This window comes from Criblamydia sequanensis CRIB-18 (genome assembly GCF_000750955.1).
GTDB lineage: Bacteria > Chlamydiota > Chlamydiia > Chlamydiales > Criblamydiaceae > Criblamydia > Criblamydia sequanensis.
In genome coordinates, this window is record NZ_CCEJ010000008.1 from 230,047 (window position 1) to 254,905 (window position 24,859).

General features: G+C 38.9%; 23 protein-coding genes and 2 tRNA genes. 15 read left to right on the forward strand and 10 right to left on the reverse strand.

Going from position 1 to position 24,859, the window contains the following annotated elements:
- Positions 1 to 20 precede the first annotated feature (20 nt).
- Positions 21 to 1,391, reverse strand: a complete 1,371-nt coding sequence (locus tag CSEC_RS08985) for an MBL fold metallo-hydrolase (RefSeq protein ID WP_041018093.1) — start codon at positions 1,389 to 1,391, stop codon at positions 21 to 23.
- An 82-nt stretch (positions 1,392 to 1,473) separates the two neighbouring features.
- Here CSEC_RS08985 and uvrB point away from each other — a divergent pair, with 82 nt between their 5' ends.
- The gene (gene uvrB / locus CSEC_RS08990) at positions 1,474 to 3,471 is read left to right on the forward strand and encodes an excinuclease ABC subunit UvrB (RefSeq protein ID WP_041018094.1); all 1,998 of its coding nucleotides are present in this window, start codon (positions 1,474 to 1,476) and stop codon (positions 3,469 to 3,471) included.
- Here the strand turns inward: uvrB and CSEC_RS08995 are convergent.
- Together CSEC_RS08995 and CSEC_RS09000 are read right to left on the reverse strand one after the other, a co-directional pair.
- Positions 3,448 to 4,518 (reverse strand): adenosine kinase, encoded by a 1,071-nt coding sequence (locus CSEC_RS08995; RefSeq protein ID WP_053331950.1) that lies wholly within the window; start codon positions 4,516 to 4,518, stop codon positions 3,448 to 3,450. The genes uvrB and CSEC_RS08995 overlap by 24 nt on opposite strands.
- Before the next feature lie 146 nt (positions 4,519 to 4,664).
- The gene (locus tag CSEC_RS09000; protein WP_041018095.1) at positions 4,665 to 6,164 is read right to left on the reverse strand and encodes a hypothetical protein; all 1,500 of its coding nucleotides are present in this window, start codon (positions 6,162 to 6,164) and stop codon (positions 4,665 to 4,667) included.
- A 141-nt stretch (positions 6,165 to 6,305) separates the two neighbouring features.
- On the opposite strand from CSEC_RS09000, the gene CSEC_RS09005 reads away from it, so the two are divergent.
- Positions 6,306 to 6,995, forward strand: a complete 690-nt coding sequence (locus tag CSEC_RS09005) for an O-methyltransferase (protein ID WP_161780980.1) — start codon at positions 6,306 to 6,308, stop codon at positions 6,993 to 6,995.
- On the opposite strand, the gene CSEC_RS09010 is transcribed toward CSEC_RS09005, so the two are convergent.
- Positions 6,985 to 7,872: a polysaccharide deacetylase family protein gene (locus tag CSEC_RS09010; protein WP_041018096.1), complete on the reverse strand. Its 888-nt coding sequence runs from the start codon at positions 7,870 to 7,872 to the stop codon at positions 6,985 to 6,987. The genes CSEC_RS09005 and CSEC_RS09010 overlap by 11 nt on opposite strands.
- Positions 7,873 to 8,209: 337 nt before the next feature.
- A tRNA-Ser gene (locus CSEC_RS09015) sits at positions 8,210 to 8,297 on the reverse strand.
- A gap of 226 nt (positions 8,298 to 8,523) precedes the next feature.
- Between CSEC_RS09015 and CSEC_RS09020 the strand changes: the two genes are divergently transcribed.
- The 3 genes from CSEC_RS09020 to CSEC_RS09030 are packed head-to-tail and all read left to right on the forward strand — an operon-like array spanning position 8,524 to position 11,056.
- Positions 8,524 to 9,438 carry a metal ABC transporter solute-binding protein, Zn/Mn family gene (locus CSEC_RS09020; protein ID WP_053331952.1) on the forward strand — a complete coding sequence of 305 codons (915 nt, stop codon included), beginning with the start codon at positions 8,524 to 8,526 and terminating at the stop codon, positions 9,436 to 9,438.
- On the forward strand, positions 9,435 to 10,199 hold the full coding sequence (locus tag CSEC_RS09025; RefSeq protein WP_053331953.1) for a metal ABC transporter ATP-binding protein: 765 nt from the start codon (positions 9,435 to 9,437) through the stop codon (positions 10,197 to 10,199). Before CSEC_RS09020 ends, CSEC_RS09025 begins: the two co-directional genes overlap by 4 nt.
- Positions 10,196 to 11,056, forward strand: coding sequence for a metal ABC transporter permease (locus tag CSEC_RS09030; RefSeq protein WP_041018097.1), 861 nt, complete (start codon positions 10,196 to 10,198; stop codon positions 11,054 to 11,056). The genes CSEC_RS09025 and CSEC_RS09030 overlap by 4 nt, the downstream gene beginning before the upstream one ends.
- Before the next feature lie 6 nt (positions 11,057 to 11,062).
- Here CSEC_RS09030 and CSEC_RS09035 read toward each other — a convergent pair.
- Together CSEC_RS09035 and CSEC_RS09040 are read right to left on the reverse strand one after the other, a co-directional pair.
- Positions 11,063 to 11,149 (reverse strand) — tRNA-Ser (locus tag CSEC_RS09035).
- 118 nt (positions 11,150 to 11,267) lie between these two features.
- Entirely contained in the window at positions 11,268 to 12,599 is a 1,332-nt protein-coding gene (locus CSEC_RS09040; RefSeq protein ID WP_053331954.1) for an NAD(P)/FAD-dependent oxidoreductase, read from the reverse strand.
- A 111-nt stretch (positions 12,600 to 12,710) separates the two neighbouring features.
- On the opposite strand from CSEC_RS09040, the gene CSEC_RS09045 reads away from it, so the two are divergent.
- On the forward strand, positions 12,711 to 13,118 hold the full coding sequence (locus CSEC_RS09045) for a DUF1761 domain-containing protein (RefSeq protein WP_041018098.1): 408 nt from the start codon (positions 12,711 to 12,713) through the stop codon (positions 13,116 to 13,118).
- Between the two features lie 847 nt (positions 13,119 to 13,965).
- Here the strand turns inward: CSEC_RS09045 and CSEC_RS09055 are convergent.
- Both CSEC_RS09055 and CSEC_RS09060 read right to left on the reverse strand, forming a co-directional pair.
- Entirely contained in the window at positions 13,966 to 14,745 is a 780-nt protein-coding gene (locus CSEC_RS09055) for a TatD family hydrolase (RefSeq protein WP_041018100.1), read from the reverse strand.
- Between the two features lie 6 nt (positions 14,746 to 14,751).
- Complete coding sequence (locus tag CSEC_RS09060; protein ID WP_053331955.1) at positions 14,752 to 16,962, reverse strand: protein-disulfide reductase DsbD family protein; 2,211 nt, start codon at positions 16,960 to 16,962, stop codon at positions 14,752 to 14,754.
- Positions 16,963 to 17,300: 338 nt separating this feature from the next.
- On the opposite strand from CSEC_RS09060, the gene CSEC_RS09065 reads away from it, so the two are divergent.
- The 7 genes from CSEC_RS09065 (at position 17,301) to murI (ending at position 23,014) form a co-directional block, all read left to right on the forward strand.
- On the forward strand, positions 17,301 to 18,035 hold the full coding sequence (locus CSEC_RS09065; protein ID WP_041018101.1) for a MotA/TolQ/ExbB proton channel family protein: 735 nt from the start codon (positions 17,301 to 17,303) through the stop codon (positions 18,033 to 18,035).
- 17 nt (positions 18,036 to 18,052) lie between these two features.
- A complete protein-coding gene (locus tag CSEC_RS09070) occupies positions 18,053 to 18,481 on the forward strand; it encodes an ExbD/TolR family protein (protein ID WP_041018102.1) in 429 nt (142 codons plus the stop codon).
- 3 nt (positions 18,482 to 18,484) lie between these two features.
- On the forward strand, positions 18,485 to 19,261 hold the full coding sequence (locus tag CSEC_RS09075; protein ID WP_041018103.1) for a hypothetical protein: 777 nt from the start codon (positions 18,485 to 18,487) through the stop codon (positions 19,259 to 19,261).
- An 11-nt stretch (positions 19,262 to 19,272) separates the two neighbouring features.
- Positions 19,273 to 20,628: a Tol-Pal system protein TolB gene (gene tolB, locus CSEC_RS09080; RefSeq protein WP_041018104.1), complete on the forward strand. Its 1,356-nt coding sequence runs from the start codon at positions 19,273 to 19,275 to the stop codon at positions 20,626 to 20,628.
- A 122-nt stretch (positions 20,629 to 20,750) separates the two neighbouring features.
- The gene (locus CSEC_RS09085; RefSeq protein WP_041018105.1) at positions 20,751 to 21,458 is read left to right on the forward strand and encodes an OmpA family protein; all 708 of its coding nucleotides are present in this window, start codon (positions 20,751 to 20,753) and stop codon (positions 21,456 to 21,458) included.
- 8 nt (positions 21,459 to 21,466) lie between these two features.
- Complete coding sequence (locus CSEC_RS09090; protein WP_041018106.1) at positions 21,467 to 22,171, forward strand: LysM peptidoglycan-binding domain-containing protein; 705 nt, start codon at positions 21,467 to 21,469, stop codon at positions 22,169 to 22,171.
- Positions 22,172 to 23,014 (forward strand): glutamate racemase, encoded by an 843-nt coding sequence (gene murI / locus CSEC_RS09095; protein ID WP_053331956.1) that lies wholly within the window; start codon positions 22,172 to 22,174, stop codon positions 23,012 to 23,014. It abuts the gene before it with no gap.
- Here murI and CSEC_RS09100 read toward each other — a convergent pair.
- Positions 22,982 to 23,461 carry a hypothetical protein gene (locus CSEC_RS09100; protein WP_041018107.1) on the reverse strand — a complete coding sequence of 160 codons (480 nt, stop codon included), beginning with the start codon at positions 23,459 to 23,461 and terminating at the stop codon, positions 22,982 to 22,984. The genes murI and CSEC_RS09100 overlap by 33 nt on opposite strands.
- 137 nt (positions 23,462 to 23,598) lie before the next feature.
- On the opposite strand from CSEC_RS09100, the gene CSEC_RS09105 reads away from it, so the two are divergent.
- Together CSEC_RS09105 and CSEC_RS09110 are read left to right on the forward strand one after the other, a co-directional pair.
- Complete coding sequence (locus CSEC_RS09105; RefSeq protein WP_154017674.1) at positions 23,599 to 23,802, forward strand: hypothetical protein; 204 nt, start codon at positions 23,599 to 23,601, stop codon at positions 23,800 to 23,802.
- An 11-nt stretch (positions 23,803 to 23,813) separates the two neighbouring features.
- Positions 23,814 to 24,566, forward strand: coding sequence for a glycosyltransferase family 92 protein (locus tag CSEC_RS09110; protein WP_272913375.1), 753 nt, complete (start codon positions 23,814 to 23,816; stop codon positions 24,564 to 24,566).
- The last annotated feature ends 293 nt before the right edge of the window (positions 24,567 to 24,859 follow it).

The window sequence follows — 24,859 nt, forward strand, 5'->3', positions numbered from 1 at the left end:
CAAAAAAGCCAAACAAACATCTAAAGATTCAAGGCGTCCATTCCCCCTTGTAGAGACGAGATATTCTTATGGCCTTGCTGTAATAGAAGGGATGCGATTATGGCAGCTCGATAGCCGGATTGGCATACGGTGATGTAGGGTTTTTCCTCAAGAGTTTGATCCTTTGAAAATTCAGTTATTGGGAAAAACTTGGCTTTTTCTATATGCTTTTGATTCCATTCAGGTAAAGATCGGACATCTAAAACCGTTGTACTCTCATCTTCTAGTTTGGGCTTAAGAGAGGCCGGATCGAGGAGTTCTAAATGATTTATTGGAAGCCCTTCTTCTTCCCAAGAGGAAATCCCCCCTTCAACGGCTCCTAAAATTTGATCTATACCGATAAGTTGAAGTTTTTTAAACGCATCCTCAGCGTCCTTCTCATTTTCAGCAAGGAGGATAAGGGGCTGATTCGCCTCTATAAGCAAGCCTGCGTAAGTTAAGAATTGAGGGGAATTTTTTCCGATAAAAAGGGAGTTTTTAACGTGTTTTTTGCTAAACGCCTCTTTATTTCTTACATCTAAGACTAAAGCGTTCTTTTTTGCTATTTGCTGATAGGCTTCCTTTGGAGAGAGATGCACTATTTGAGCCGGCTTTAAGTTGTAAGGGTTTTTTTCGGCATTAATTTTTTTTACTCTAAAAAAATATTGAGGAGGTTTTGGCATATCCATTAGTAAGTAGTTAAACCATTCCTGAAAGGGTTTTTTCTTTAAATAAGGGTTATTTTTTCTTTCTTCGCCAAGTGTTGTCTCATTACCTTTAATTGATTTTGCGCAGGAAGAACCGGCGCCATGGGCAGGATAAATAAAAAGGTTGTCGGGAAGATCTTGAAGCTTAACAAAACTGCTCTCATATAATTGCCGGCTTAAATCACCTATAGCTTCATCTCCTAATAAATCGGGTCTGCCAAGAGATCCCGGGAATAAAAAATCACCTGAAAATAAAATTTGAGGGAACTCTTTAGATTTTTTTTCATCGAAAAGAAGCCAGGATAGATGTTCCGGTGTATGCCCCGGGGTAAAAAGCGCCTTAAATCGTAAGGAACCAATGGAAAATTGATCCCCGTCTTTGACAAAGACATCTGCGTAATTATTGCTATTTTCATTCTCTCCTGAAGAGTAGATTTCAGCTTTTCCGTTTAATGCAGATTTTAAAGAGGAAGCCCCCGAAATAAAATCGGCGTGAATATGAGTTTCCAGGATTTTTTTTATTTCAAAATTCCATTCTTTTGCTTTTTCAACAAGCGGTTGAAAGTCAAGGGAGGGATCGATTACAACGCAAGTTTTTTGACTTTCGTCGCCGATAAGATAACTATTAAGCGCAATTCCCGGGATGGCTTGCTTCCAAATGAGCATTTTTACCTCTAAAAGCGAAGGTTTAAAACAAAAGGCTAATCCTATATAATTACATTTTAAACACATAATATAATAAAACACTATGTTCAGATTAAAAACAGACTACATGCCTAAGGGCGATCAACCAAGAGCCATTGAACAGTTGACAGACGGGGTCTTATCAGGGGCTCCTTCTCAAGTTTTGCTTGGTGTCACAGGATCTGGCAAAACTTTTACTATGGCCAATATCATTGTCAATGTTCAAAGGCCGACTCTTATTTTAGCTCATAATAAAACATTAGCCGCCCAGCTCTATCAAGAGTTTAAGGGTTTTTTCCCCGATAACGCGGTTGAATATTTTGTTTCCTACTATGACTACTATCAGCCGGAAGCTTATATCCCAAGAACAGACACTTATATAGAAAAAGACCTTTCGATCAATGACCGCATCGACAAAATGCGGCTTTCAGCGACAAGGTCTCTTTTAGAGCGAAGCGATGTTATTATCGTGGCTTCTGTTTCTTGCATCTATGGCCTTGGCTCACCTGAATACTACAAGGGTATGAATTTGACTCTCGCAGTCAATGAAAAAAGAAGACGGGATGACATCCTCATGCATCTTGTTGAAATGCAATATAAGCGTAACGACTATGACTTTGCGAGATCAACTTTTCGAGTTAGAGGAGATGTCTTAGACATTTTTCCGGCTTATGAGGATGAACTAGCCTATAGGATTGAATTTTTCGGGGATGAAATTGAGAGGATTTTTGAAATCGATCCCTTGACAGGTAGGCCAAGACGCACTCTCAATAGCATCACCATTTATCCGGGATCCCACCACGTTACACCTGAAGAGGTTCGTATCGATGCTATGGAAACCATAAAAGAGGAGATGAAAGAGCGTATAAAATGGTTTGAGGAGCGGAACCTTTTGATTGAAGCTCAAAGAATCGATCAAAGGACAAGACATGATCTTGAAATGATAAAAGAAATAGGTTTTTGTAAAGGAATTGAAAATTATTCGCGCCATTTCAGTAAACGAAATCCCGGGGATCCGCCTCCATGCCTTATCGATTATTTCCCTTCCGATTACTTGCTCTTTATTGATGAATCGCATCAAACGGTTCCTCAGCTTCACGCAATGTATAATGGAGATAGGGCAAGGAAGCAAGCGCTTGTCGATTATGGCTTTAGACTACCCTCAGCTTATGATAACAGGCCCCTAAAATTCGATGAAACGTACAAAAGGTTTCATCAAGTGGTCTATGTCTCGGCAACGCCGGCCGCTTTTGAAGTTAAAGAAGCAGGCGGTGTGGTTGTAGAGCAGATTATTCGACCGACAGGGCTTTTAGACCCTGAAATCACAATTAGAAAAGCAAGCGATCAAATCGATGACTGTCTTGAGGAGATACGAAAAGAAGTAGGAGAGGGAGGTAGAGTCCTTGTCACCACATTAACAAAAAGACTCTCTGAAGAATTAACCAATTACTTGCTTGAACTTGGCATCAAAGCTAAGTATTTGCATTCAGATATCGACACTCTTGAGAGAATGCAGATTATTAATGAGCTTCGTCAAGGAAATTTCGATGTTCTTGTCGGGATCAACCTTTTAAGAGAAGGGCTTGATATCCCGGAAGTGACCTTGGTAGCCATCTTGGATGCTGATAAAGAAGGTTTTTTGAGAAGCGAAACCTCCCTTGTTCAAACTTGCGGAAGAGCTGCAAGAAATAGTTTGGGAAGGGTTGTGATGTATGCCGATAAAATGACTGATTCGATAAAGGCGGCTCTTGCTATCACAGAAAGAAGAAGAGAGATTCAAAGAACTTACAACTCAAGAAATAACATCACGCCGACCACTGTAAAAAGACATATTAGTCCGCTAGTTGAGGAAGTTGAAGAATTAGCTGAATTAGAGACTAAAAAAGCCACAAAACAAGAATCGCTATTATCTCTTGATGATATTCAAAAAAAGCAGCGTGAGTGCGAATTAAAGATGAAAGAGGCTGCTAAAAACATGGAATTTGAAGAGGCCGCAAAATGGCGCGACCTCATGCGTAAGTATCAGCAAATGGAACTTTTACTTTCCGGCCAAAGCGGGTAGAGATTCGAGAGAGCGAATTTTATGTAAAAGCCTCTCCCACCGCTCATCGGATATTTCAGCGCCGACTTCTTCAACGACAGCCCCGCCGAGAAGATTGCCTATTTGTGCGGATTCCTGATGACTTAAACCCTTTAAATACCCATAGATAAAACCGCTTGCGAATAAGTCTCCGGCCCCTGTTGAATCGACCATTTCAGCAGGCGTTGTTCCAAAATGAGAGGTGGTTCCCTTTGATCCGACAAAGCAACCGTCTTTTCCAATAAGAATGACAACCGTATCTACCATTTTTTGCAATTCCTCGCAGGCTTCTTTGGGATCAAGGCCTGTTAGCGCAAAAGCTTCATCTTGGTTTGCAAATAAGACATCCACACTAGGCAAAATTTCTTTCATAAGACTATCTTTATATTCACGGGCAAGCTCATGGGCCCCAAGATCGAAAGAAGTTTTTAACCCCTTTTCTTTTGCTAAGCTAAAAGCTTTTTTGACAAGACCCTCGTGTCTTAACGCATATCCTTCGATATGAACTAAATGCTTTCCCTCAAAAATTTCCGGAATAATATCATGGTCTGAAAATTCAAGGGTGGCGCCAAGAAAGCAGCGCATGGTTCTTTGACAATCCGGTGTGATAAGGCAAGCGACTTGTTGAGTCGGTTTTTCTGTTCTGATCAGTTCCGGTGTGACCCCAATTTCTAAAAGACGATTGAAAAAAAATTCACCTAGATCATCGTTTCCGATGCGGCCAAAAAAGGAGGCTTCGAGACCTAAGCTTGCAAGCCCTTTGATTGTGTTCGCACTGCTGCCTCCTGTGGCATATCTTCTTAAAAAACTTCTATTTTCATGCACGATGCTTTTAAAAGTCGGCCAATCAACAACTTCGCAGCCGCCCTTTTCCCCTTTAATAGAATCCAGGAATGATTCATCTACATCGAGAAGAAAGTCGATGGTCGGTGCGCCAATTGCGATCACATGTTTTGTTTCATTGGCATTAAGATTAAAACTTGAAAAAATGAATAAAGAAAAAATTAGATTCAATAAATTTGAGAGCATCGTCTGTTTCCCCTAAACTTTAAAAGATAGATATTTTTTGGAGGGGAGTTTAAAAATTCAATTCATTGTTGTATAGAGAAATATATCAAAATATTTATATCCGGCTAAGCCTAAGTAAAGGACAATAGCCGGATAGAGAAGGTCTTTTATTCCTCGCTATAAGGGTTCTGTTGCTGCGATTTATTAATAATGCTCATAGATCTTTTTAAACGAGAGCCTTTAGAACTTCCTACAGGGGCCTTTTTTGCCCAAGCCCAGGTTTGCATATTTTCTATGTTTTTGGGTTGACGAATATAACCTCGTTCCTCGTTCTCAACCTGTCTTGGAGAATAGATAATTTGTTCTTCGGATTCATCTTCTTCATCAGTATCTGAGGATTCACTGTTATCATAAGCTTCATTTTTTTTTGCATTAAACCTATTATTGAAATTAATAGGGGGGACTTTCATGCCGGAGGTTAAAGATTCATCGCTATCGGAAGATTCTCCTGCTTTTGCTATAAAATTTTCTTCCTTTATAACCCCAAGCTTAAATTTGTGACGGCGCATTAAAGGCTCGGAAGCAGACCTAGTTTGAAGTACTTTATTTCTTGGAGAAAAAATTGTAGTGGCATTTCTTGCGGAGTAGAAAATAGCTTCCAATTGGGATTCAGGGTTAGATATTTTCCTTATCCATTTTTTTCTTGCTAAAGGGCTATTGTTTTTGTAGGTATTTTCAATTTGAAACAGAATAGGCTTTGGCACTAATGAAGCGGTTTGTTTTGTCGAGTAGTAGCCATTTGGAGAGTTTACCATCGATTCGCAAAAAGTGACATACGCAATGCTATCAATTTTTAAACAAGAATCAAGCTGTTTGAGATGAAATCCGGTTAATTCAAGTACGAATCTTTCCCATGGTTGGCTTAAAAAAAGAAGTTTTAAGAAGTCTGAGAAGGAACCAAAATAGGTTTCGTTTAGATAAGAAATATAATTTTTTAGAGAAGATCCAAGATTATTTAGAACCTCGGAAGAAATTACAAGATCCGCGCGTTCGTTTGCTAAATCATGCCCGACAAAAGTTGGGGTTTCTAAGAAAGTATTAAGGGTTTCCTTAAATTCTTCAAAGCTCACGCATTTTTTTAAAGTCTCCAGAAATTTTTGGGCGCCGCTTAAGTCTTGTATTTTTATTGAAATTTTTTCCTGTAGTTCTTCATTAAGCTGATTTTTTGCATTTTCCATGCTTTCATTGTCCAAATCGACTAATACTACTTTTCGAAATAGCTTTGTCAATTGAACAAGAGGCAAATTAGAACAATCCCCCGCCCCCAAAATAAGCACGACTTCTTTTGTTGGACACCTTTCAGCGACCGTTATAATAAGTTCTTTTGAGTGCTGATTCTTTCTTAAATTTTGCTCTCTTAAGTGGTCCTCCGGGATGATCGATCTGCTTGAACGTAAATCTTTATTTTGTTGTTTTAAAAAACCGGCAAAATTCAAGCTAAAATCGTATGCTTTTTGAGTTTGGAAAGAGTCGTCAGCACCTTCTGTCTCAAGTTCTTTTTCTTCAGGGTTTTCTTGAGAGGCATGGTATGACGTTGGATCAGTTTCTGTTGCAGTAGTTAATACTGGTGGGTAAAGCGGCCGTTGAGTCGTCGTTTCAACTTGCATAGCAGTCTCCTTTTGCTGATAAAGCAACTATAATGAAAAAATATTTTTTTTTAATAACGAAATAGAAATATAGTTCATATATATATTAAGAAACTATTTTTTATAATATAATAACGATTGTTAATTGAACGCAGTGTTGACTTGAAAGGATTTATCGGGGTGATTGAGGATAGAAATAAAGAAATAAAGGAATATATTTCAGAATACTTTAGCGATGAAGATGAAGCTCTATCTAATGCTAAAAAAAGTTCCCATGAAGCCTCATTGCCAAAAATTGCTATCTCAGAGAATACGGGCAAATTTCTTTACTTGCTTGCTAAACTCAAAAATCCTCATCGGTTATTAGAGATTGGAACTCTTGGCGGCTATAGCACTCTTTGGCTTGCCAAAGCTTGCCCGGAAGCTAAAATCACTACCTTAGAGATAAATCATGAGCACGCGGAAGTAGCCAGGCAAAATTTTATAAAAGCAGGGGTGAATCACAAAATCGATTTAATTGTAGGCGACGGCCATGAAATTTTAAAACGTTTTATAAGTCAAAATGAAGCTCCTTTTGATTTAATTTTTCTAGATGCCGAAAAAGAAGGTTACATTGATTATCTTGAGGATATTCTTCAACTATCGAAGCCCGGAACCCTTTTAATTACAGATAATTTAATTCCTAGAGGCAATCCCATTAATAAGCCTCATGATTACGATTTTAAAGCGATTAAAACTTACGAGTACAATAAGATTCTCTCAGAACATAAGGGTATGGAAACCATATTGGTTCCAACCTTAAATGGGGAAGATAGCCGTATAGATGCCCTTGGCATCTCCCTTATCTTGTGAAGACGTTCCCTTTTTCTAAGATTTCATCTATCGCTTTAATATCAAGGGTTTTTGGTTTTTTACTCATCAATTGTGTTCTTTGAGAAGGGGATACTAATTTCGATAACTCGTTTTTTTCAAAAGCCTCTTCGCCTTTAACAAAATTTAATCCCTTCGCTTTAAGGAGCACCAAGATATCTTCAAGGTATAAGGCATTAAGATCGTTTGCATGAAGAAGAAAGGTATGGGTAAATTCTTTCTTCAGGTGGGTATCAAATAGCTCTAAATAGAAATCGGTCCAATCGTTGATTAGGGAAAGGTAGACTTCTTTTAGCTTGTCATAGTTCACTTGCCGCCCCTGGGCTATGGATTTTTTTAGCCTTTCATTTAGGTGCCAGTCAAAAGTATTAATTGTGACATAAGCGTCTTTGTACTGAAGATGTTTTAAAAGCTCAAATCCTTGAACCGTTTTTCTTGTCGAGCCGCCTAGTAAAAACTGATTTCCATAGTCTAAAAATGGGTAACGGAACCATTTTTTGAAAGTTGAATAAGGTTTTAAAAGGTTTTCTGTTTCTTTGATTTCTTTTTCAAAGTCTTTAAGCGTGATGGAACTTAAATGCCAGTGGTTCATGGAGTGATTGGCGATTTCATGCCCTTTATCGCTAAGTTTGGAAAGACAGCTTAAACTAATCTCTTCCTTGCAGTGGCTTCCTATGCAAAAAAAGACGGCGGAGCAATCTTGTTTTTCTAAAGCCTTTAAATAAAGATCCGTTCTTTCCTCTAGTGAATAAAGAGGGCCGTCTCCCATTGGAAAATCATCAATGGTTAAAACAATATTTTTAGCTAGAGCATAAGATAAGGGAGTACAAAAAATGAGAATGAAAACCCAATTTTTCATAATAAAAACACTGAAAATATTTTAATTTTACCTTCTCAAGAAAGAAGAAAAAACAACAGCTTTATTAACAAGGGGGTCTAAATAATATCCTGTAGAAGAAAATTTATTGGGTTCATATCAGGCTCTTCCGGCTTTTTTTGCTTCTACACATTCATGCTTAACTATTTTAGCTCTAACTTCTTTCCAATGAGGAAGGGGAAATTAAGATAAGCCAGTTCATCGGCTCTTCTTAAGCCTCTCGATTACTGAGCGCCTTTAATATTTTGAACAGCGGATGGATAGTTTAGGACTAGTCAGAACTTGTGATAACTATTTAGTTTTGGTAGGGAAAGAAAATCGGAGGAGGTGGGATTCGAACCCACGGTACGGGGTTAGCGTACACACACTTTCCAGGCGTGCTCCTTCGGCCGCTCGGACACTCCTCCAGACGAAGAAAGAAAAGTATTCTAGTTTTTTTTGATTTTCTTAGCAAGATAAGAAGCGGGATAGGGATTTTTTTTGATTGAAGAAAAATATTTCTTTACTAGGAAACAATCAAATGAAACCGTATACTAATTTTCTTGAAACGACTAAGCATTCCCTAAAAGCTATCTACACAATAAATAACTTAAAAAGTTAAAATTATTATTAATATTTTTTAAAGGCTTAGTGATGCCAAATCTTTTTCGATTCCTTTTTTTGTCTTTTCTTTTTCTTTCCGGTCTTTCTCACGCCGAAGAAGCTTCCGAAGAAAAAAAGACGGTTATGGTGAGTATTTTGCCTCATCGTTTTTTTGTTCAGAAAATTGCGGGCGATTCCCTTAATATAGAAGTTTTGGTGCCGCAGGGAGTAAGTTCCCATACCTTTGAGCCCACGCCTCAGCAAATGATTAAAGCGCTAAAAGCTGAAGTTTGGTTCACGATGGGGGATGTTTTCGAGCCTAAACTGCAATCAGCACTCCTTTCAAAAAATCCTAATATGAAAATTGTCGACACAAGAAAGGGGATTCAACTGATTCAAGAAAGCTGCTGTTCTCATGGAGGTTGCCATGTGCACGGATCAGACCCGCACGTTTGGTTAAGTCCAAAAGCTGCGATTATCCAGGCCAAAACTATATCCTCTGCACTTATCGAGCAGTTTCCTGAACATAAGGAGGCTTATGAAAAAGGATTAGAGGGGTTGGTTAGAGAGCTTGAAGAGCTTGATAAGACAATCCCGGCAATGCTTAACGGCGATATTCCTTTTACTGTTATTGTCTCCCACCCGGCTTTTGCCTATTATCAAAGGGAATATGGGGTTCGCCAAGTATCCATAGAATCGGAAGGACGGGAGCCTACACCGAAACAGCTAACCTATCTTTTAAGAGAAATTGAAAAATTGCCGGTTAATGCCATTTTTATGGTGCCTCAGCATGCTAATAAGGGGGCTCAGCTTATTGCCAAGCATCTCGGGGTGAATGTGATTGTGATCGACCCTTATGCCGAAGATTATATCAAAAATCTTCTATACATTACGAAATCGTTTCATGATTCCCTTAAGAAAAAGAATGTCGAAGCCCCTTCAAATTCCGAGACTGAACCTTTATGAATGTGGCCTTTTTTGAAGATGTCTCATTTTATTACCATGATGGCACAAAAGTTCTCTCTAACGTAAACTTTTTTCTTAAAGAAAAAGAGTTTTTGGGTGTGATTGGGCCTAATGGAGGAGGGAAAACAACTCTTCTTAAGCTTCTTTTAGGGCTTTTGACGCCAACGCATGGACGTATTGAAGTTTTTGGCAAGTCCCCCAAAGAAAATAGACAAGTTTTTTCTTATGTTCCGCAGCACCCGACTTTCGATAAGTCTTTTCCGATTAGCGTGGGAGAGCTCGCCCTATCCGGAAGATTAAAGCACCTTCCCTGGTTTGGAAAGTTTAATAAAGAAGACAAAAAAATTAGTGAAGAAGCCCTAGAAAAGGTCGGCATTCTTGATTTAAAGGAAAGGCCCATCGGCTCCTTATCCGGAGGTCAATTGCAGCGCGCCTTAATTGCAAGAGCGCTTGCATCTCAGCCGACGCTCCTTATTTTAGATGAGCCGACAGCAAGTGTTGACAAGGAAGCAGAGCGAAAAATCTATCATCTTCTAAAAAATCTCTCCGAAACGATTACTATAGTTATGGTCACCCATGATCTATCTACCGCCATTCAGTTAGTGGATCGAGTTCTTTGTGTTGAGGGTCAAGTGTCGACTTTTAAGACGAGCGAGGTTTGCGAACACTTTGCTTTAGGGCTCTACCACGCCCCCTTACTCAAGAAAAACGTAGATGAAAGCTCATGCCGTCTTCAGGTGATCAAAGAGGAGTCTTTATGACTTTTTTAGAAGCGTTATTTGAAAACCCGCTCCTTTTTAATGCTTGTGTGGCTGCCCTTTTAGCCTCCATTGCAAGCGGCATAGTAGGGTCCTATGTAGTCGTTAAAAGAATCGCCTTTATAAGCGGCGGGATTTCCCACTCTGTTCTTGGAGGCATTGGTTTATTCCTTTTCCTGGAGAGAGTTTTTCTGTTTTCCTGGGCAACACCCCTTGCAGGGGCATTTCTATCAGCTATTGTTTCAGCGATCATCATCGGTTTGATCCACATTTACCGCAAAGAGCGTGAAGACTCTGTGATCGCAGCGCTCTGGTCCATCGGGATGGCCCTTGGCGTTATATTTATTGCCATGACCCCCGGGTTTAATGTAGAATTAAATAATTTTCTTGTCGGTAATATTTTGTGGGTAACCGATAGCGACCTTTATATACTGGCTCTTTTAGACGCTGTCATTTTAATCACTGTTTTTTTCTTGCATCAAAGGTTCCTGGCTGTCTGCTTTGATGAAGACCAAGCTTACCTTCAAGAGCAAAATGTCCCAATCCTTTATTTAACGCTTCTTGTCTTAACAGGCATAACGGTGGTTCTTCTTATAGAAGTCGTCGGGATTATCCTTGTTATGACCATGTTAACGATCCCGGCTGCCATCGCCGGAAGTTTTACCAAGCGCCTTTCTCATATGATGATCTTGGCCACTCTTTTCTCTGCTTTATTTTCAGCGGTCGGGATTTTAATCGCTTTTGAATGGGATTTTCCGGTCGGTGCAACGATTGCTCTTGTAGCCGGGCTTTCTTATGTGCTGTCACTTATTTTTTCGAAAAGGCCTTTAATGAAAAAAGCAGGCATAAAGCCTGCTTAATGGATTCGGAAAGAGAGGGATTTGAACCCTCGATACCCTCACGAGTATACGTCCTTAGCAGGGACGCGCTTTCGGCCACTCAGCCATCTTTCCAATTGCTTAAATGATCTGAAAGAACTTCACTCCTTCAAGCAAGCTGCTATCCTACATGGTCCCTTTTTTTTTCGCAAGGATTATGAAGTTTATAACTTTCAAATTAAGGGTTGTCTTCTTATTTAAAAAAATCTTTATCTGAAAAATATTTTTTTTGAAGCTGTTTCATCTTTCTTCTCGATTGGAAAATGGCGTCATGCTCATCATAGATAGGCTTTTGAATGAGTCTGACTTGCCGGCCGCCTGTAAGGAAGGAAAAAAGCCATTGAGCAGCCACAAGGATTCTATTTTTAAAAGAAATCAGGTAGAGAATGTGGATAAAGCACCAGAGAAGCCAGGCAAATAACCCGGCAAACTGAGCTTTCCATAAGGCAACAATGGCCTTTGATTTACCGATGGTGGCCATAGTCCCTTTATCAAAGTATTTAAAGGGTTTTCTATTCTCTTTAGGGATTTTTTTTCGGATGATATTAGCTACATATTGGCCTTGTTGCAAAGCGACAGGAGCGATTCCAGGAAGAGGCTCTCCCTTTTCATCTTTTACCTGGGCTGAGTCTCCGATCACAAAAATCTCAGGGTGACCGGGTAAGCTTAAATCCTTTTCAACAATCACTCTTCCCATTCTATCAAGAGGGGCATTTAAGGTTCTAAGAAGAGAGGGGGCGTTATTTCCGGCAGCCCATATGATGTTGAAACTTTCCATAAAGTCATCGCCGATATAAATGCCATTTTCGACAACTTTTGTCACGTGGGTGGAGGTGATGATGCGGACCCCCATTTTTGCAAGCATGGCGTGGGCTTTTTTACGAAGCTTTAAGGGAAACGCTTTTAATATTTCGGACTCGCCTTCAATTAAAAAGATTTTAGCTTGCGAAGGGATGATTCTTCTAAAGTTATTAAAAAGGGTTTTATGGGCGATTTCAGCAACCGATCCTGCAAGTTCAACCCCGGTTGGCCCCCCTCCGACGATGATGAAGCGTAGGTATTTTTCAGCAACCGAAGGGTCGCTTGCCCGTTCTGCAAGCTCAAACGAGAGTAGAATACGCTCCCTGATTTTAATGGCATCGGGGATTGTTTTTAAACCGGGTGCATACTTTTCCCATTCGGGATGGCCAAAATAGGAATGCCTCGACCCGGTAGCAAGAACTAAAACATCATAAGGAAACTTTTCATCGTTTGCTGAAACAATGAGTTTTTCATGAGGTAAAACTTTCTCTATCGCGCTCATTAAGACAGTCGTATTTTTTTGATTCCGTAAAATTTCTCTAATCGGGGAAGAGATGTTGGCAGGGGATAAGGCAGCTGTTGCTACTTGATAGAGAAGGGGTTGAAAAAGATGGTGGTTCGTTTTATCCAAGACAAGAAGATCTATAGGAGCTTTCCTTAAGCCTTTTGCGGCATTTAATCCGCCAAAACCTGCGCCAACAATAATTACTTTGGGTTTTGCCATATTATTTTGTGTCTCTTCTTTTAAAAAAAGTGAGCTTTAAATCAAAAAAACTTTTATCAATAACTTTGTTTTAGGTACAAAGCTAAAGAAAAAGAAGTAAGAGGAAACCCTATGCTTACCTTAACTGGAATATCGCCTGTTGCGCTTGTTTTGGCAACTCTTTTTAATATGATTTTAGGTTATTTTTGGTACCACCCAAGATTTCTTGGCGGTCCTTGGATTGACGCTCATGGTTTTAGAGAAGATGCTTTGAAAGGAAATGTTAAATCTTATGTCGGGGCGCTTGTGGTCGGTCTTATTATGGCCTGGGTTGTCGGGGTGTTTGTCTACTCCCTTCAAGCATCAACGATTTCTCAAGCTCTTGAACTTGCGTTTTTTATGTGGCTTGGTTTTATAGCAACAGCTCACTTTTCAGGTGTTATCTGGGCCAAAAAACCCATCGAAGTTTATTTAATCGATGCTTCTTTTTACTTGGTCTCACTAGCTGGAATGACTTTAATTTTCACTTTGCTTAAGTAAAAGAAAATTAAAACATCGCTAAAAATAGCGGCTTAAAAAATATTTCGCTATTTTCTCATAAATTTTGAATGGCAGAGTTTTGACTCTGCCATCTTATAAATAAAACATAGATTTAATAGGGATGAAAAACTAAATTTTTCAAACCATCAAATTTATGTTTTATTGTTCTTATGCGGCCGATTTTTTTTGCTGATTGCCTCTCTTTTTTTGCTGTACTCAGAAGAAATAAGAAAAAAGGTAATTGGATTTTCAAATTTTCAGATTTTGAAACAATTCTTTAAGATCCAAAGTAAACTTTATGGGAATAAAGAAAAATGCCCGATGACTCTTAAAGAAACTTCTATGGTAATGATGAATTAAAAATTAGAGTAGTAGGCCGTATTAAAAAAGGCAAGTACGTCAGGAGCAACTCGTGTTGCAAGTCACGTTACTGAATGGAATCCTTTAATCTGAATTAAAGATGCTCTAGATTAAAAACGTTATAGCAATAGATCCAACTTAGAATGCTCTGAAGAAACACTAATGCTACATTTAAAAGAGGCATTCAGTTTTTTGTAAAAAATAAAGCTAGGGAAGCAAAACTAGAAAAAGATACTTGCAGCAATAACCATGATGGCAATTATAAGATTGGTTATCTCATGGGATTTAATGATGTTACTTTAATAAAACATCAGGCAGAGGCATTTGATAGTGACCAAAAAATTATTGATTTGAAGGACATGGATCCGGAGGCGGGATTGCTATAAAAATCAAAAGGAATAAACTATCGTCTACTTCAACTAATAAAAGTTATAATAGAGGGTGACTTCTTAATACGCTCGTCAATTTGCTTTAAAACATTAAGGTTTTAGAGATTGAAAAAGGCTTTAGCGTTTTTTGTCGTTTGTTGAGTCAGGGTTTCAAAAGAGATGTTTTTTAGAAAAGCAATCTCGCTTGCCGTATATTTTATGAAGGCAGGCTCATTCACTTTGCTTCTAAGGGGGTGCGGAGCAAGGTAGGGAGCATCTGTTTCAATCAAAAGCTGGGATAGGGGAGTAAGCTTCGCTACTTCCTTAAGCTCAATCGAATTTTTAAAAGTCACTATTCCGCTTAATGAGAGATAAAATCCTCTTTTGAGGACCTCTTCAGCTTCTTTTATGGTTCCTGTAAAGCAGTGCAGCACAAGAGGGCCATATCTGTTGTTTTTATCTTTATATTCAGCGTCGACTATTTCAAAAAAGTCAGAAAAAGCTTCCCTGCAGTGGATTATGACAGGAAGGTTAGATTCTAAAGCAAGGTGCAGGTAGCGAATAAAATAGTCTTTTTGGATTTTCTTTTCGCTATGGGTATAGTAGTAATCAAGGCCGGTTTCGCCAACCGCTTTCAGTTTTTTTGAAAGAGCCTTTTCTTTAACTATGGGAAAAAAAGAAGACCCTTCTTTCTCTACATCATGCGGGGTTGTCGAGGCGGCATTGTAGATAAAGGAAGGGTATTTTTCTTCAAGGATGAGCCCCTTTTCTAAAGAGGCTTCATCCGTACAGATATTCATGATCGCTAAGACATTTTCATCCTTAGCTCGCTGAACTAGCAGGTCGGTTTCGTTCGATAGCTTTTCAGAGGTCAGATGAGCGTGCGTGTCAAAAAGCATGTTGTATTAATTTTCAGCTATGGGTGAATAGGTTTCTACATATTCAAGCACAATTTCAGGTGTGAGCACTTGCGGAAGAATAATAGGTTGAGCCCCTCTTTTTCCTGAATAGAAAAGATATAAAGGCACGCCATTTCTTCCATACTTAGCAAGCTCCTCTGTAATTTCAGGGTCATGCCTTGTCCAATCCGCTTTCATCAGGGTGACCCCTTGTTTTTTGAAAGCTTCATCAACGCTTGGCTGGCCTAAAACAAAGTGATTGGCTTGGCAAATAAGACACCATCTTGCAGTGAAATCAACAAAGACAGGCTTTCCTTCTGCCACAAGATCATTAATCTTGGATTTAGAAAAAGGCTCCCAGCGATCGGCGATCTCTTTATTAGTGCCTGCAGGCGCTTCCACTAAAGAGGAAGCTAAAGTTGCTATTTTAAAGCTGCCGACAAGTAAAAGAGCAAAGAGGCCTAAGCTGATTAATCTTGTTCTTTTTGATTTTACAGGCGTTCCCCACTTTCCGAAAATCCAGCAAGCAAACGAGATGACAAACAAGCTAAACAATAAGAGAATAAGCGCATTTGAACTTGTTTCTGCCGTGAAAACCCAAAGAAGCCAGATGACTGTCGCCATCATGATAAAGCCGGTTCCTTCTTTGAAAGAAACCATCCAAGCTCCAGGTTTCGGTAAAAAGCGAAGTAAGCTTGGGAAAAAGGAGAGCAAAAGATAGGGAAGCGCCATCCCAAGCCCAAGCGAGGTAAAGATCATAATGGCAAAAATAGGAGGTTCTTGAACGGCAAACCCGACGGCCGGCCCAAGAAATGGCCCGGTACAAGGGGTTGCGACAGCTGTTGCTAGAACTCCGCTAAAGAAAGAACCCAAAAGCTTTTGGTTCGATTTGACCTTTTGGGCATTGCTTCCGGCCCAAGAGGAAACTAAAGTTCCGGCTTCAAATACCCCGAACAAGCTAAGGGAGAAAATAAAGATGACGATAATGAGGGTCGCAACAAAAATCGGCTCTTGAAGTTGAAATCCCCAACCCACAGCTTTTCCATAGGCTTGAATAATAAGAAGGGCGCTTGCAAGAATCCAAAACGAAACTAAAACCCCAAGAGAAAAAGCAAGTCCATGTTTAGCAGTTAAGGATCGATCTTCCCCGGCTAACTTGACAAAGCTTAAGATTTTAAAGGAAACCACAGGCAAAACGCAAGGCATCAAATTTAAGATCAAACCGCCGACGAAAGCCATTAATAGGTATAGGAAAAAACCGCCCTCGAAGGCAAACGCTTCATTACCCTCCATTTCTTGCGACTTTTTGGCAGCCTGTCTTTTATCTAGAAAACTGATGAGAGCTTTTGCCGGCTTATCAAGTTTTGCTTGAATCTGAAGAGACTTAGAAGATCCCTCAATTTCAGGCAGCAAAGCAATCCCTTCCAAGGAAGCGGAAGGCTCGCACTCTTCATGACGTTTAATCAGTAAAGAGAACTCTCCCGCATTTTTCTTAGGAATAAGGAGCGCTTTTGCCGATCCGTCTACTGCTTTTTCAGTTAAGGGGTAGAAAGCGATTTCATGTTCTTTTTCCGGGAGATGGCCAAGGTTTGTCAATTCTAATTGAAGCCAATGCTCATCTTTATAGGATCCTTTAACAGATGCAAGTTCCGGGATAGAGTCCATGGCCTTATTGACAAGGTCTCTATGGGAATTTTGATTTTTAGGGTCATTTAAGTTTAATTTAACGACTTTTTCTCCAGGTAAGCAATTGGAGTCTGAGCAAGCAGTCCAAGTAACAGAGGCTTCAATTGAAACAGGTTTATCCGAGGAAAAGTTTTTGGGAGGCTCTATCGTTGATAAAATAAAGATTTCCCCTTCATAACCATACCCGAGAATTCCATACTCTTCAAATTTATGGGGTGTTGGCCAAGGCAATTCTTTATGGGTAAAGCCTTCGGGAAGGTTCCATTTAATTTCGGTGGCAATCCCGGCATCGCCCGGGTTTTTCCAGTAACTATGCCAGCCCGCTTCATGACGGATTCTTAAAGCAACAGTAAAAGGGGTGTCCCCTTGAATAGTCGGTTGGCTTGAAATAAGTTCTAGGGATACGGGTTCTTTAGTCTCGATAAAGGCAGTCGGCTTGGACTCATTGACTTCAAAACCTTCTGAATAGACTTCTTTTATGAAAAAAACAGACAAAAGAAGCATAATGATCAGACATTTTTGCTTAATCAAGGGGCAATCTCCTAATTTCGTAAGGCATTAGTATCGCTTTTAGCTGCTAAATTATGAGACTTAACCCTTAAAGTAAAAGCATCGTAAAAGCTGTTTTTCACGGTTTCTTACGTAAAATCCACTTAAGCCTTGTTGACAAGATCTCTTCATCTCAGCTATCCCTTATGGGGGAAACTTGAGTTTCTTCTTAAGAAACGTTTGGCTTAAGACGAATAGTACCTTGAATCAGTTTATTTGGGAAACTTTTTATTAAATAGATAGTTCCCTATTTAGTAACTTAATTTAATGGAATTATAAATTATTATTTATATCTTTAAGATATTATAAAGGAAGAAGTAATGTTTGTAAAGGATTGTTTTATTTTATCAAGTCCTTTTTTTAATGCTTACTCCCAGTCGGACCTTCTGGGAAAAATAATTTTTTTAGGCCTTGTTTTTCTATCGATTCTCACATGGGTCATTCTTTTAAACAGAGGATACTTAGCCTTTAAAGCAAGAAATAGCGCTAAATTTTTTGAGGGGCGCCTTACTGAAAAAAAAGGATCTCTTTTAAGCATCGAAGGGTTACAGGAAAAAAATAAGAACCCCTATTATTCTATTTTTTCTGAAACAAGAAAGAATACATTGGAGATTCTGGCTAAAAACAAGCACTTCGGACTAAAAGGGACCGGACGAGAGGAGATCTTTCTTTCGCCAACAGATGTGGATATAGTTGAATCCCACGTCAATACCGTCATTGCGAAAGAAGTGCAGGATTTAGAAAAAAATCTTTATGTTCTTGCTCTTGTCACAGCTTTGGCACCTTTTTTGGGACTCCTTGGAACTGTCTGGGGAATTTTAACCACTTTTGAGGATCTTACAATGCAAGGCGGGGATACAAGTCATGCGGTTCTTCAAGGCTTATCCTTGGCTCTTGCGACAACTGTCCTAGGTCTTGTCGATGCGATACCGGCTCTTGTCGGGTACAATTACTTAAAGAACTACATCCGTAATTTCTCTCTTGAAATGGAATGTTTCGGCCATAAACTTGTTACGGATATTGAGATGCATTACAGAAAAGTAGACATTTCTTAAATGAGAGGGCTTGAGCTTTGCGACACTCTTTTTACTTAAATCGCGAAAGGGACGAAGACCCGGTCATTAATTTAACGCCTTTAATAGACGTCGTTTTCGTTATCTTGATTATGTTTATTTTAATTGCTCCCATTTTAGAGATGGACCAAATTGAACTTGCGGGAGCTTCCCCTTCTTCAAAAAATATCACTCTATTAAAGAAAGAGGAGAACCCGGTTTCTATAAGGGTCGACCAGCATAATAGGATATTTCTCAATAACCAATTAGTAAAGGAAACTGAGATTTTCCAAGCCTTTAGTCAGCTTAAACTTCAGCATGAAAAAACAAAACCCTTACTTTATCACGATAAAAGGGCGACGTTTGGAAGTTATCAAAAAATTAAATCCGCCCTTGAAAAGGCGGGATTTCACGAAATCGATTTGGTTTTGGGACCCGAAGAAAAATAATCTATGTACGAACAGTTAATTAAGTCTTTTGAAAAGGGTGACCTTCGTTTAGCCGCCATAACCCTTTTGGTTGTAATTATTCATGGCAGCTTTGGGCTCTTATCTTTTATTGAAGCTCCCAAAAAAGTGATAAAAAATAAGCCGTTATTTGTCTCTACTATTTCTTTGACGCAAGAAGTGGAAATTAAAACCGAAGTGCAAGAGATAAAAGAGCATGCGGCCATTAATGAAAAGGAAAGCCCTAAAGAGAAATCGACGCCAAAAACTGTTGAGAAAACTCCTCCTAAAAAAGAAACCATTGTCCAACCCAAAAAAGTGACTCCGGCAAAAAAAGAAATTCCAAAGCCGGCTACTCCAATTGCTCCCAAGAAAGAAACCTCTCTTAAAAAAGACAAATTGAAAGAAGCTAAAGAACGAATGGCAAAAGTCAATTCTCAAAATAGCGTAAAGAATGAAACTCTAAATGCCTCGCCTGAAAGAAAGGCCTTAGGGGAGTTAAATGCCAATAAAATTTCAGATTTAAAACTAACGTCTGCTTTAAGCCATAAAGATGAAGTGGCCTTGGTTTTAAAAAGGGAACTCAAGCTGCCGGATTATGGAGAGGTTGAAATAAGCCTTACATTAAAAAGCAATGGTCAATTAGTAAAGGCGGATATTGTAAAAACAAAAAGTGAGGTGAATAGCCTTTATATTAAAGAAGGCGTGAGCCATCTTAAATTTCCCCCTTCAAAAAATGAGACAAACAACGTAACATATTTATTCACGTTGACCAATGAGTAAAAGGGCTGTCCATGCGAACTTTAATCCTCGCTTTATTCCTATTTCTATCCTCGTTTATCCAAGCTTCTGAAAATGAAAGCCCTTATATTATTAGCTTGGAGACGGCCCCTCAACTTGTGCCTGTTTATTTGAATAGCTCATTAATAACCGACTCTAAAGTAACAGACGACTATAAAAAAGAAGCCTATCAAATCCTTCTTTTTGATTTAGATAATTCAGGTTTAGTCCAAGTGATGAGTAAATCAAATCCGCTTGATGCCCAAGCTAAATTGATAGCAGAAGGAAAAAATGGCCCTTTCCAAGGCAAAGACAAGCCGGCCTATTTCATCATTCCAAAAATTGAAGATACGAACCTTTCTGTAATTCTGTATTCGACAAACCATGATTGGACAAAGAAATTTTCAGTCGGCGCTTTAACTTTAAATATAAAGCAGGATCGTGCCAAATTTCATCTTCTTTCAGATGAAATTCATAAAGTGCTTTTTGGCAAAAGCGGGATAGCTTCTACAAAAATCATCTATACGCTTCGCTCGACCGGGAAAAATGATTGGATCTCCGATATTTACGAAATGGATTATGATGGAGCTTCGAACCAAAAATTATTAAGAGATGAGGGCTATATTGTAACCCCTCAATATGTTCCCCCGGCCCAAGGAAAAAAATCGGGCAGTATTCTCTATGTCAGCTATAAAAATGGCATTCCCAAAATTTATTTTGCCTCCCTTATCGATGGTAAGACGAGCCGTTTTACCAAAATGAATGGAAACCAGTTGATGCCCACCATGAATCGGGATAGAACCTATATAGCTTTTGTAAGCGATGTAACAGGAAACCCTGATCTATTTTTAGCCCCCTTTAATGGTAATATTGATCCTAATCTAAAGCCTTTCCAGTTATTTTCCTCAAAAATGGGAGTTCAAGGAACTCCGGCTTTTAGCCCTGATGGGAGAAAGCTTGCCTTTGTTTCCAATAAAGATGGATCCGCCCGTATTTATATAGCTGAGGTTCCTGAAAAACAAGGGTTTGTCAAAGGACAGCTACCTGAGCTACTCACTCGTTTTAGAAGAAACTGCACAGCGCCCTCCTGGTCTCCTGATGGAACCAAAATCGCTTATTGCTCTCCCGTTGACGGGGTTCATCAAATTTTTTGCTATGATTTAAGGACAGGGGAAGAAACACAAGTTACGACAGGATCCTTAGAAAAACAAAATCCAAGCTTTGCACCCAATAGCTTACACCTTGTTTACAACTCATCAAACGGTTTCGAATCAGATCTTTATATTATTAACCTTAATCAAAAGAAACCGGTCAAAATTTCTTCCGGATCAGGAGAAAAGCGTTTTCCTCATTGGGAACCAAGGAACTAGGATTTATTTTTTAATCCTAAGTTAGAATAAGGCCAAACTTTAACGCCTTTTGTCTTGCAAGGCCCCTCATAGCTTTGTTAAGATCTTCTCTCAACAGTCTTATTTTTTGAGGGCCTCTAACTATGTCAAAAATCATTCAATTTTTAGTTCTTCCTTGCCTTTTACTTCAAGTCATGACTTCTTGCTGCCGTACTACTGAAGAAGTTTTCGATGATACCAAAACAGCTTCAAGACATATACGAAATGGGTTTTCTTCTTTAGGAGGAAAGCATGGGGATTCCAGGCAAATTTCTTGCCGTGATGATTTTTATGCGGTTCAAGATTTTAGCTATGAGAATGATTTTATTCCCCTGAATGATGTCGAATTCGGAAATGAAGTCGCTTTTGCTGACAGTCCAGTTTACCATTCCAAGTTAAGTCCAGGGGAATCCGGAAGCTCAATTCCCGGAATCGGATCTTTTAGAAACCCTTCAACTATTCCGGAAGCGGCTTCCGTGTTTCAAAATGTTCAATTCGGCTATGATAGCAATCTCATCAAGGGAGAAGCTAATTTGGCGTGTCTAAGAAGAATTGCTCATTACATGAAGCAGCATCCGAATGTTTATGTATTTATCGAAGGTCATTGCGATGAAAGAGGGCCCGAGGCTTACAACTTAGCCCTTGGCGCAAGAAGAAGCAATGCTGTGAGAACCTATCTTATAAATGAAGGGGTCAATGGAAATAATCTCTTTACGATTTCTTATGGAAAAGAAAGACCCCTGGCGTATGGTCATGATGATCAATCAAGAGCTGTTAATAGAAGAGCTGAATTTAAAATCTATTTTCAATAGGACTTAAAATGGCTAAGGGCTTTTTATATTCTTCTGTAACCCATCACTTTTTTAATATAAAAAGCCCGGCTTATTTTGTGCCTTTGGCAGTATTTTTTTCTCAAACTCTTTTTTCAGAACCAAGAAATTTTAGAAATGAAAACGCAATTTTTGAGCGCTTGCAAAATTCCCTGGACTTTTTACGCCATGAACTTGCTAATCAAAATTCTGAAATGAAAGGATTGGAAGAAAAAATTGAGAGTCAGCAAGATACGATTGAAGCCCTAAAAGGACACATGGATAGCTTTTCTAAAAAAGGGGAAAAATTAATGAAGGGAAGCATAGGCACAATCGATCAAAAGTTAGATCAAGCCGAAAGTGCTTTAAAAGGGTTAGCAAGCGATCTATCTTTATTGAAAAATCACTTCGAAGAGGAAGCTAAACGCTTTGATGATTCCCAAAAAAAAATCAAAGCCTTAGAAGCTGGTTTAGCTGAAGAGAAAGAAAAGATGAAGCAGTTAAATCTTGCTGTAAACGCTATATTGGAAGCTTTAAATCTTGAAGATAACCCTCAATCCGAAAAAACATTTGTCCACGAGGTAAAATCAGGAGATTCTTTGGGTTTAATTGCGAAAAAATATAAAATCTCCTCAAGGCAGCTTAAGGAAGTGAACAACTTAAAATCAGATACCATTTTTGTGGGTCAAAAACTAAAAATACCGGAAAAAAAATAAATGGAAAATGCGGTTGATTTTCCGATTGGCGTTTTTGATTCGGGTGTTGGCGGCCTAACGGTTTTAAAAGAACTGATGGAGACGCTCCCGAATGAGCGCTTTATCTATTTTGGAGATACGGCAAGAGTTCCTTACGGAGATAAAAGCGAAGAAACCCTCATTCGCTATGTCCTCGAATGCGCGGAATTTTTGCTTGGCAAAGAAATCAAAACATTAGTGATTGCTTGCAACACCGCTTCAGCCTATGCCCTTGAGCCCTTAAGGCAACTCTCAAGCGTTCCTATTGTCGGTGTGATTGAACCTGGCGCAAAAGAGGCATCTTTAAAAACAAACAACAAAAAAATAGCGGTTCTTGCAACGAAAGCAACTATTCGATCCCAGGTTTATATTAAAGCCATCCAAAGATTTATACCGGACGCCGAAATTTTATCCCTCCCATGCCCGCTTCTTGTCCCTTTCATAGAAGAGAAGCTATTTGAGCATCCGGCCCTTAAGATTTTATTAAAAGAGTACTTGGCTTCTGCCAAAGCTCAAAATATAGATACGGCTCTTCTTGGATGCACCCATTACCCGCTTATAAGAAATTTAGTGGAAAAAGAGCTTGGTTCTGCGGTTTCTGTCATTGACTCTGCAAAAGCTGTTTCTAACAATGTCATCGAGCTTCTCTCCAATTTTGGACTCCTCTCAAAGACATTAAAAAGCGAACGATTGCAAGTTTATGTATCAGATGATCCTAATCGATTTAGAGATATTGGAGAAACTTTCTTAGGTTTTTCAATGCCGCAGGTGCTTAAAAAGAATTTTGAGCCTTTAAACTTTTCCATACCGAGCTGCCCCCTTTAAGAAAAGAATACTTATAAGAAAAAGCCCAAAGATCGCACCAACGAGGATAAAAGGTTTAGCCTGGGCTTTATCCAAAAGCTCGCTTTTCTTTAAATAAAAGGAGGGAGAACCCTTTTCCAGGCTATTCCAGAATAGAGATCCTCTTATTTGTCTAAGTTCGCCTTCTGCAATTGCGGTATCTAAAGGAAGATCTAAAAGTCTAATTTGAAAAGCTCCCTCTTTAAAATGACCCACACAGCAACTTTTTAGATCCGGAGTATTTGATAAAAAGATATTTTGGTTGCTATCCTTATATAAAAAACCGCTTATCTTGATGGTCTCATCAAGCTTTAAATTAGATTGACCGCTTTCATTTATTTTTAAAAAATCTGCAAAGGTCATCGATCGCTCACCGCTATGAGCATGCAAAGCCATAAAAAGAAAAAAACATAAGAAAGTCCCTTTCATAAAAAATGCCTTTTATTAGGTTCATAATGACAAAAAATAAAGATTAAGCTAAAACTTCGCAAGCGATGAAAAGTTAGTTCTTGCTAAAGAAAGCGTTAGATCAATTTTTTGTTAAAGAAAAAAAAGGAGTTTCTTTCATGATTAAAAAATTTTTATTACTGATGTTATGCGCATCAACATTTATCTTGCCCCTTCTAGAGGTTCAAGCGGAAGAAAATGAAGAAAATTTAGCGGTATCGATTTATGAGCCTTATGAAGAAGATGACGATGATGATGATTTTTTTGCAGCCAATGATGGAGAGCTTTATATAAAAAAAAAAGAGGCGAGAAGTACTATCTAGCGGCAGCATTAATTTTCCAAGATGAAGCCCCTTGGCTTAAGGAGTGGATAGAGTATAATTTAATGCAAGGCTTCGAACATTTTTATCTTTATAACAATTTAAGCCATGACAACTACAAAGAAGTTCTAGAGCCTTACATAGAAAAGGGAATAGTAGAGCTTGAAGAGTGGCCCTATGATCATGAGATTGCGGACGAATTTGACGCTATTCAATGTAAAGCCTATTCCCATGCACTTAAGAAAGCAAAAAAAGAAGCCCATTGGCTTGCAATTCTTGATGCTGATGAATTTTTCGTGCCCATAAAAGCACCCACAATTTCTAAACTTCTTCAAGAAACAGAAGCTCGCGATAAAAAGATTGGGCAAGTTCATTGTTTCTGGATCGTTTTTGGCACTTCGCACATATGGGAAGTCCCTAAAGATAAGTTGATGATTGAAACACTTCTTCTTAATGGAGGAACTAGCAATCTTTATAAATGCATCGTAAGACCAAAATTTGTGGATTATTGCGCAAGTCCCCATCATTGCATTTTAAAGCCTACTATTAAAATGGTCACCCTTGGGTATGATACGGTTCAGATCAACCATTATTGGACAAGAGATGAAAAATTTTTACACGAGATAAAAGTTCCTCGTAGAGAAAAGTATAGTACCGATTCAACCACCGTTTTACAATGGGCATCCGCAAGTAATAACGAAACTATTTACAGTAAGCCGATCCTCCGCTTTATTCCTGAGCTTAGAAAACGTATGGGATTGGATTAGCCCTTTTTAATAGGGATAAAGAAAAGAGATTAAACTTAAACTTACCCTACCTTAATCTTCAAAAAGTTAGACGGTAGGTTTAAGTTCTTTTCTATTACAAGAAAGCCTTTTTGATATTTCTTAAATTCCAGCTTATGTCTTCCGCTCCTTAAACCCGCGATTTTCGTCCTAAACCGTGACCAATCATCTGATAACTGAATCTCATCTTTTTCATCTTTCGTCTAGGGAATGAAAGGAAACATTCCCTTCTCCGAAAGCTAAAAAATTTACCATCCATCTACAGCGATTGGCCA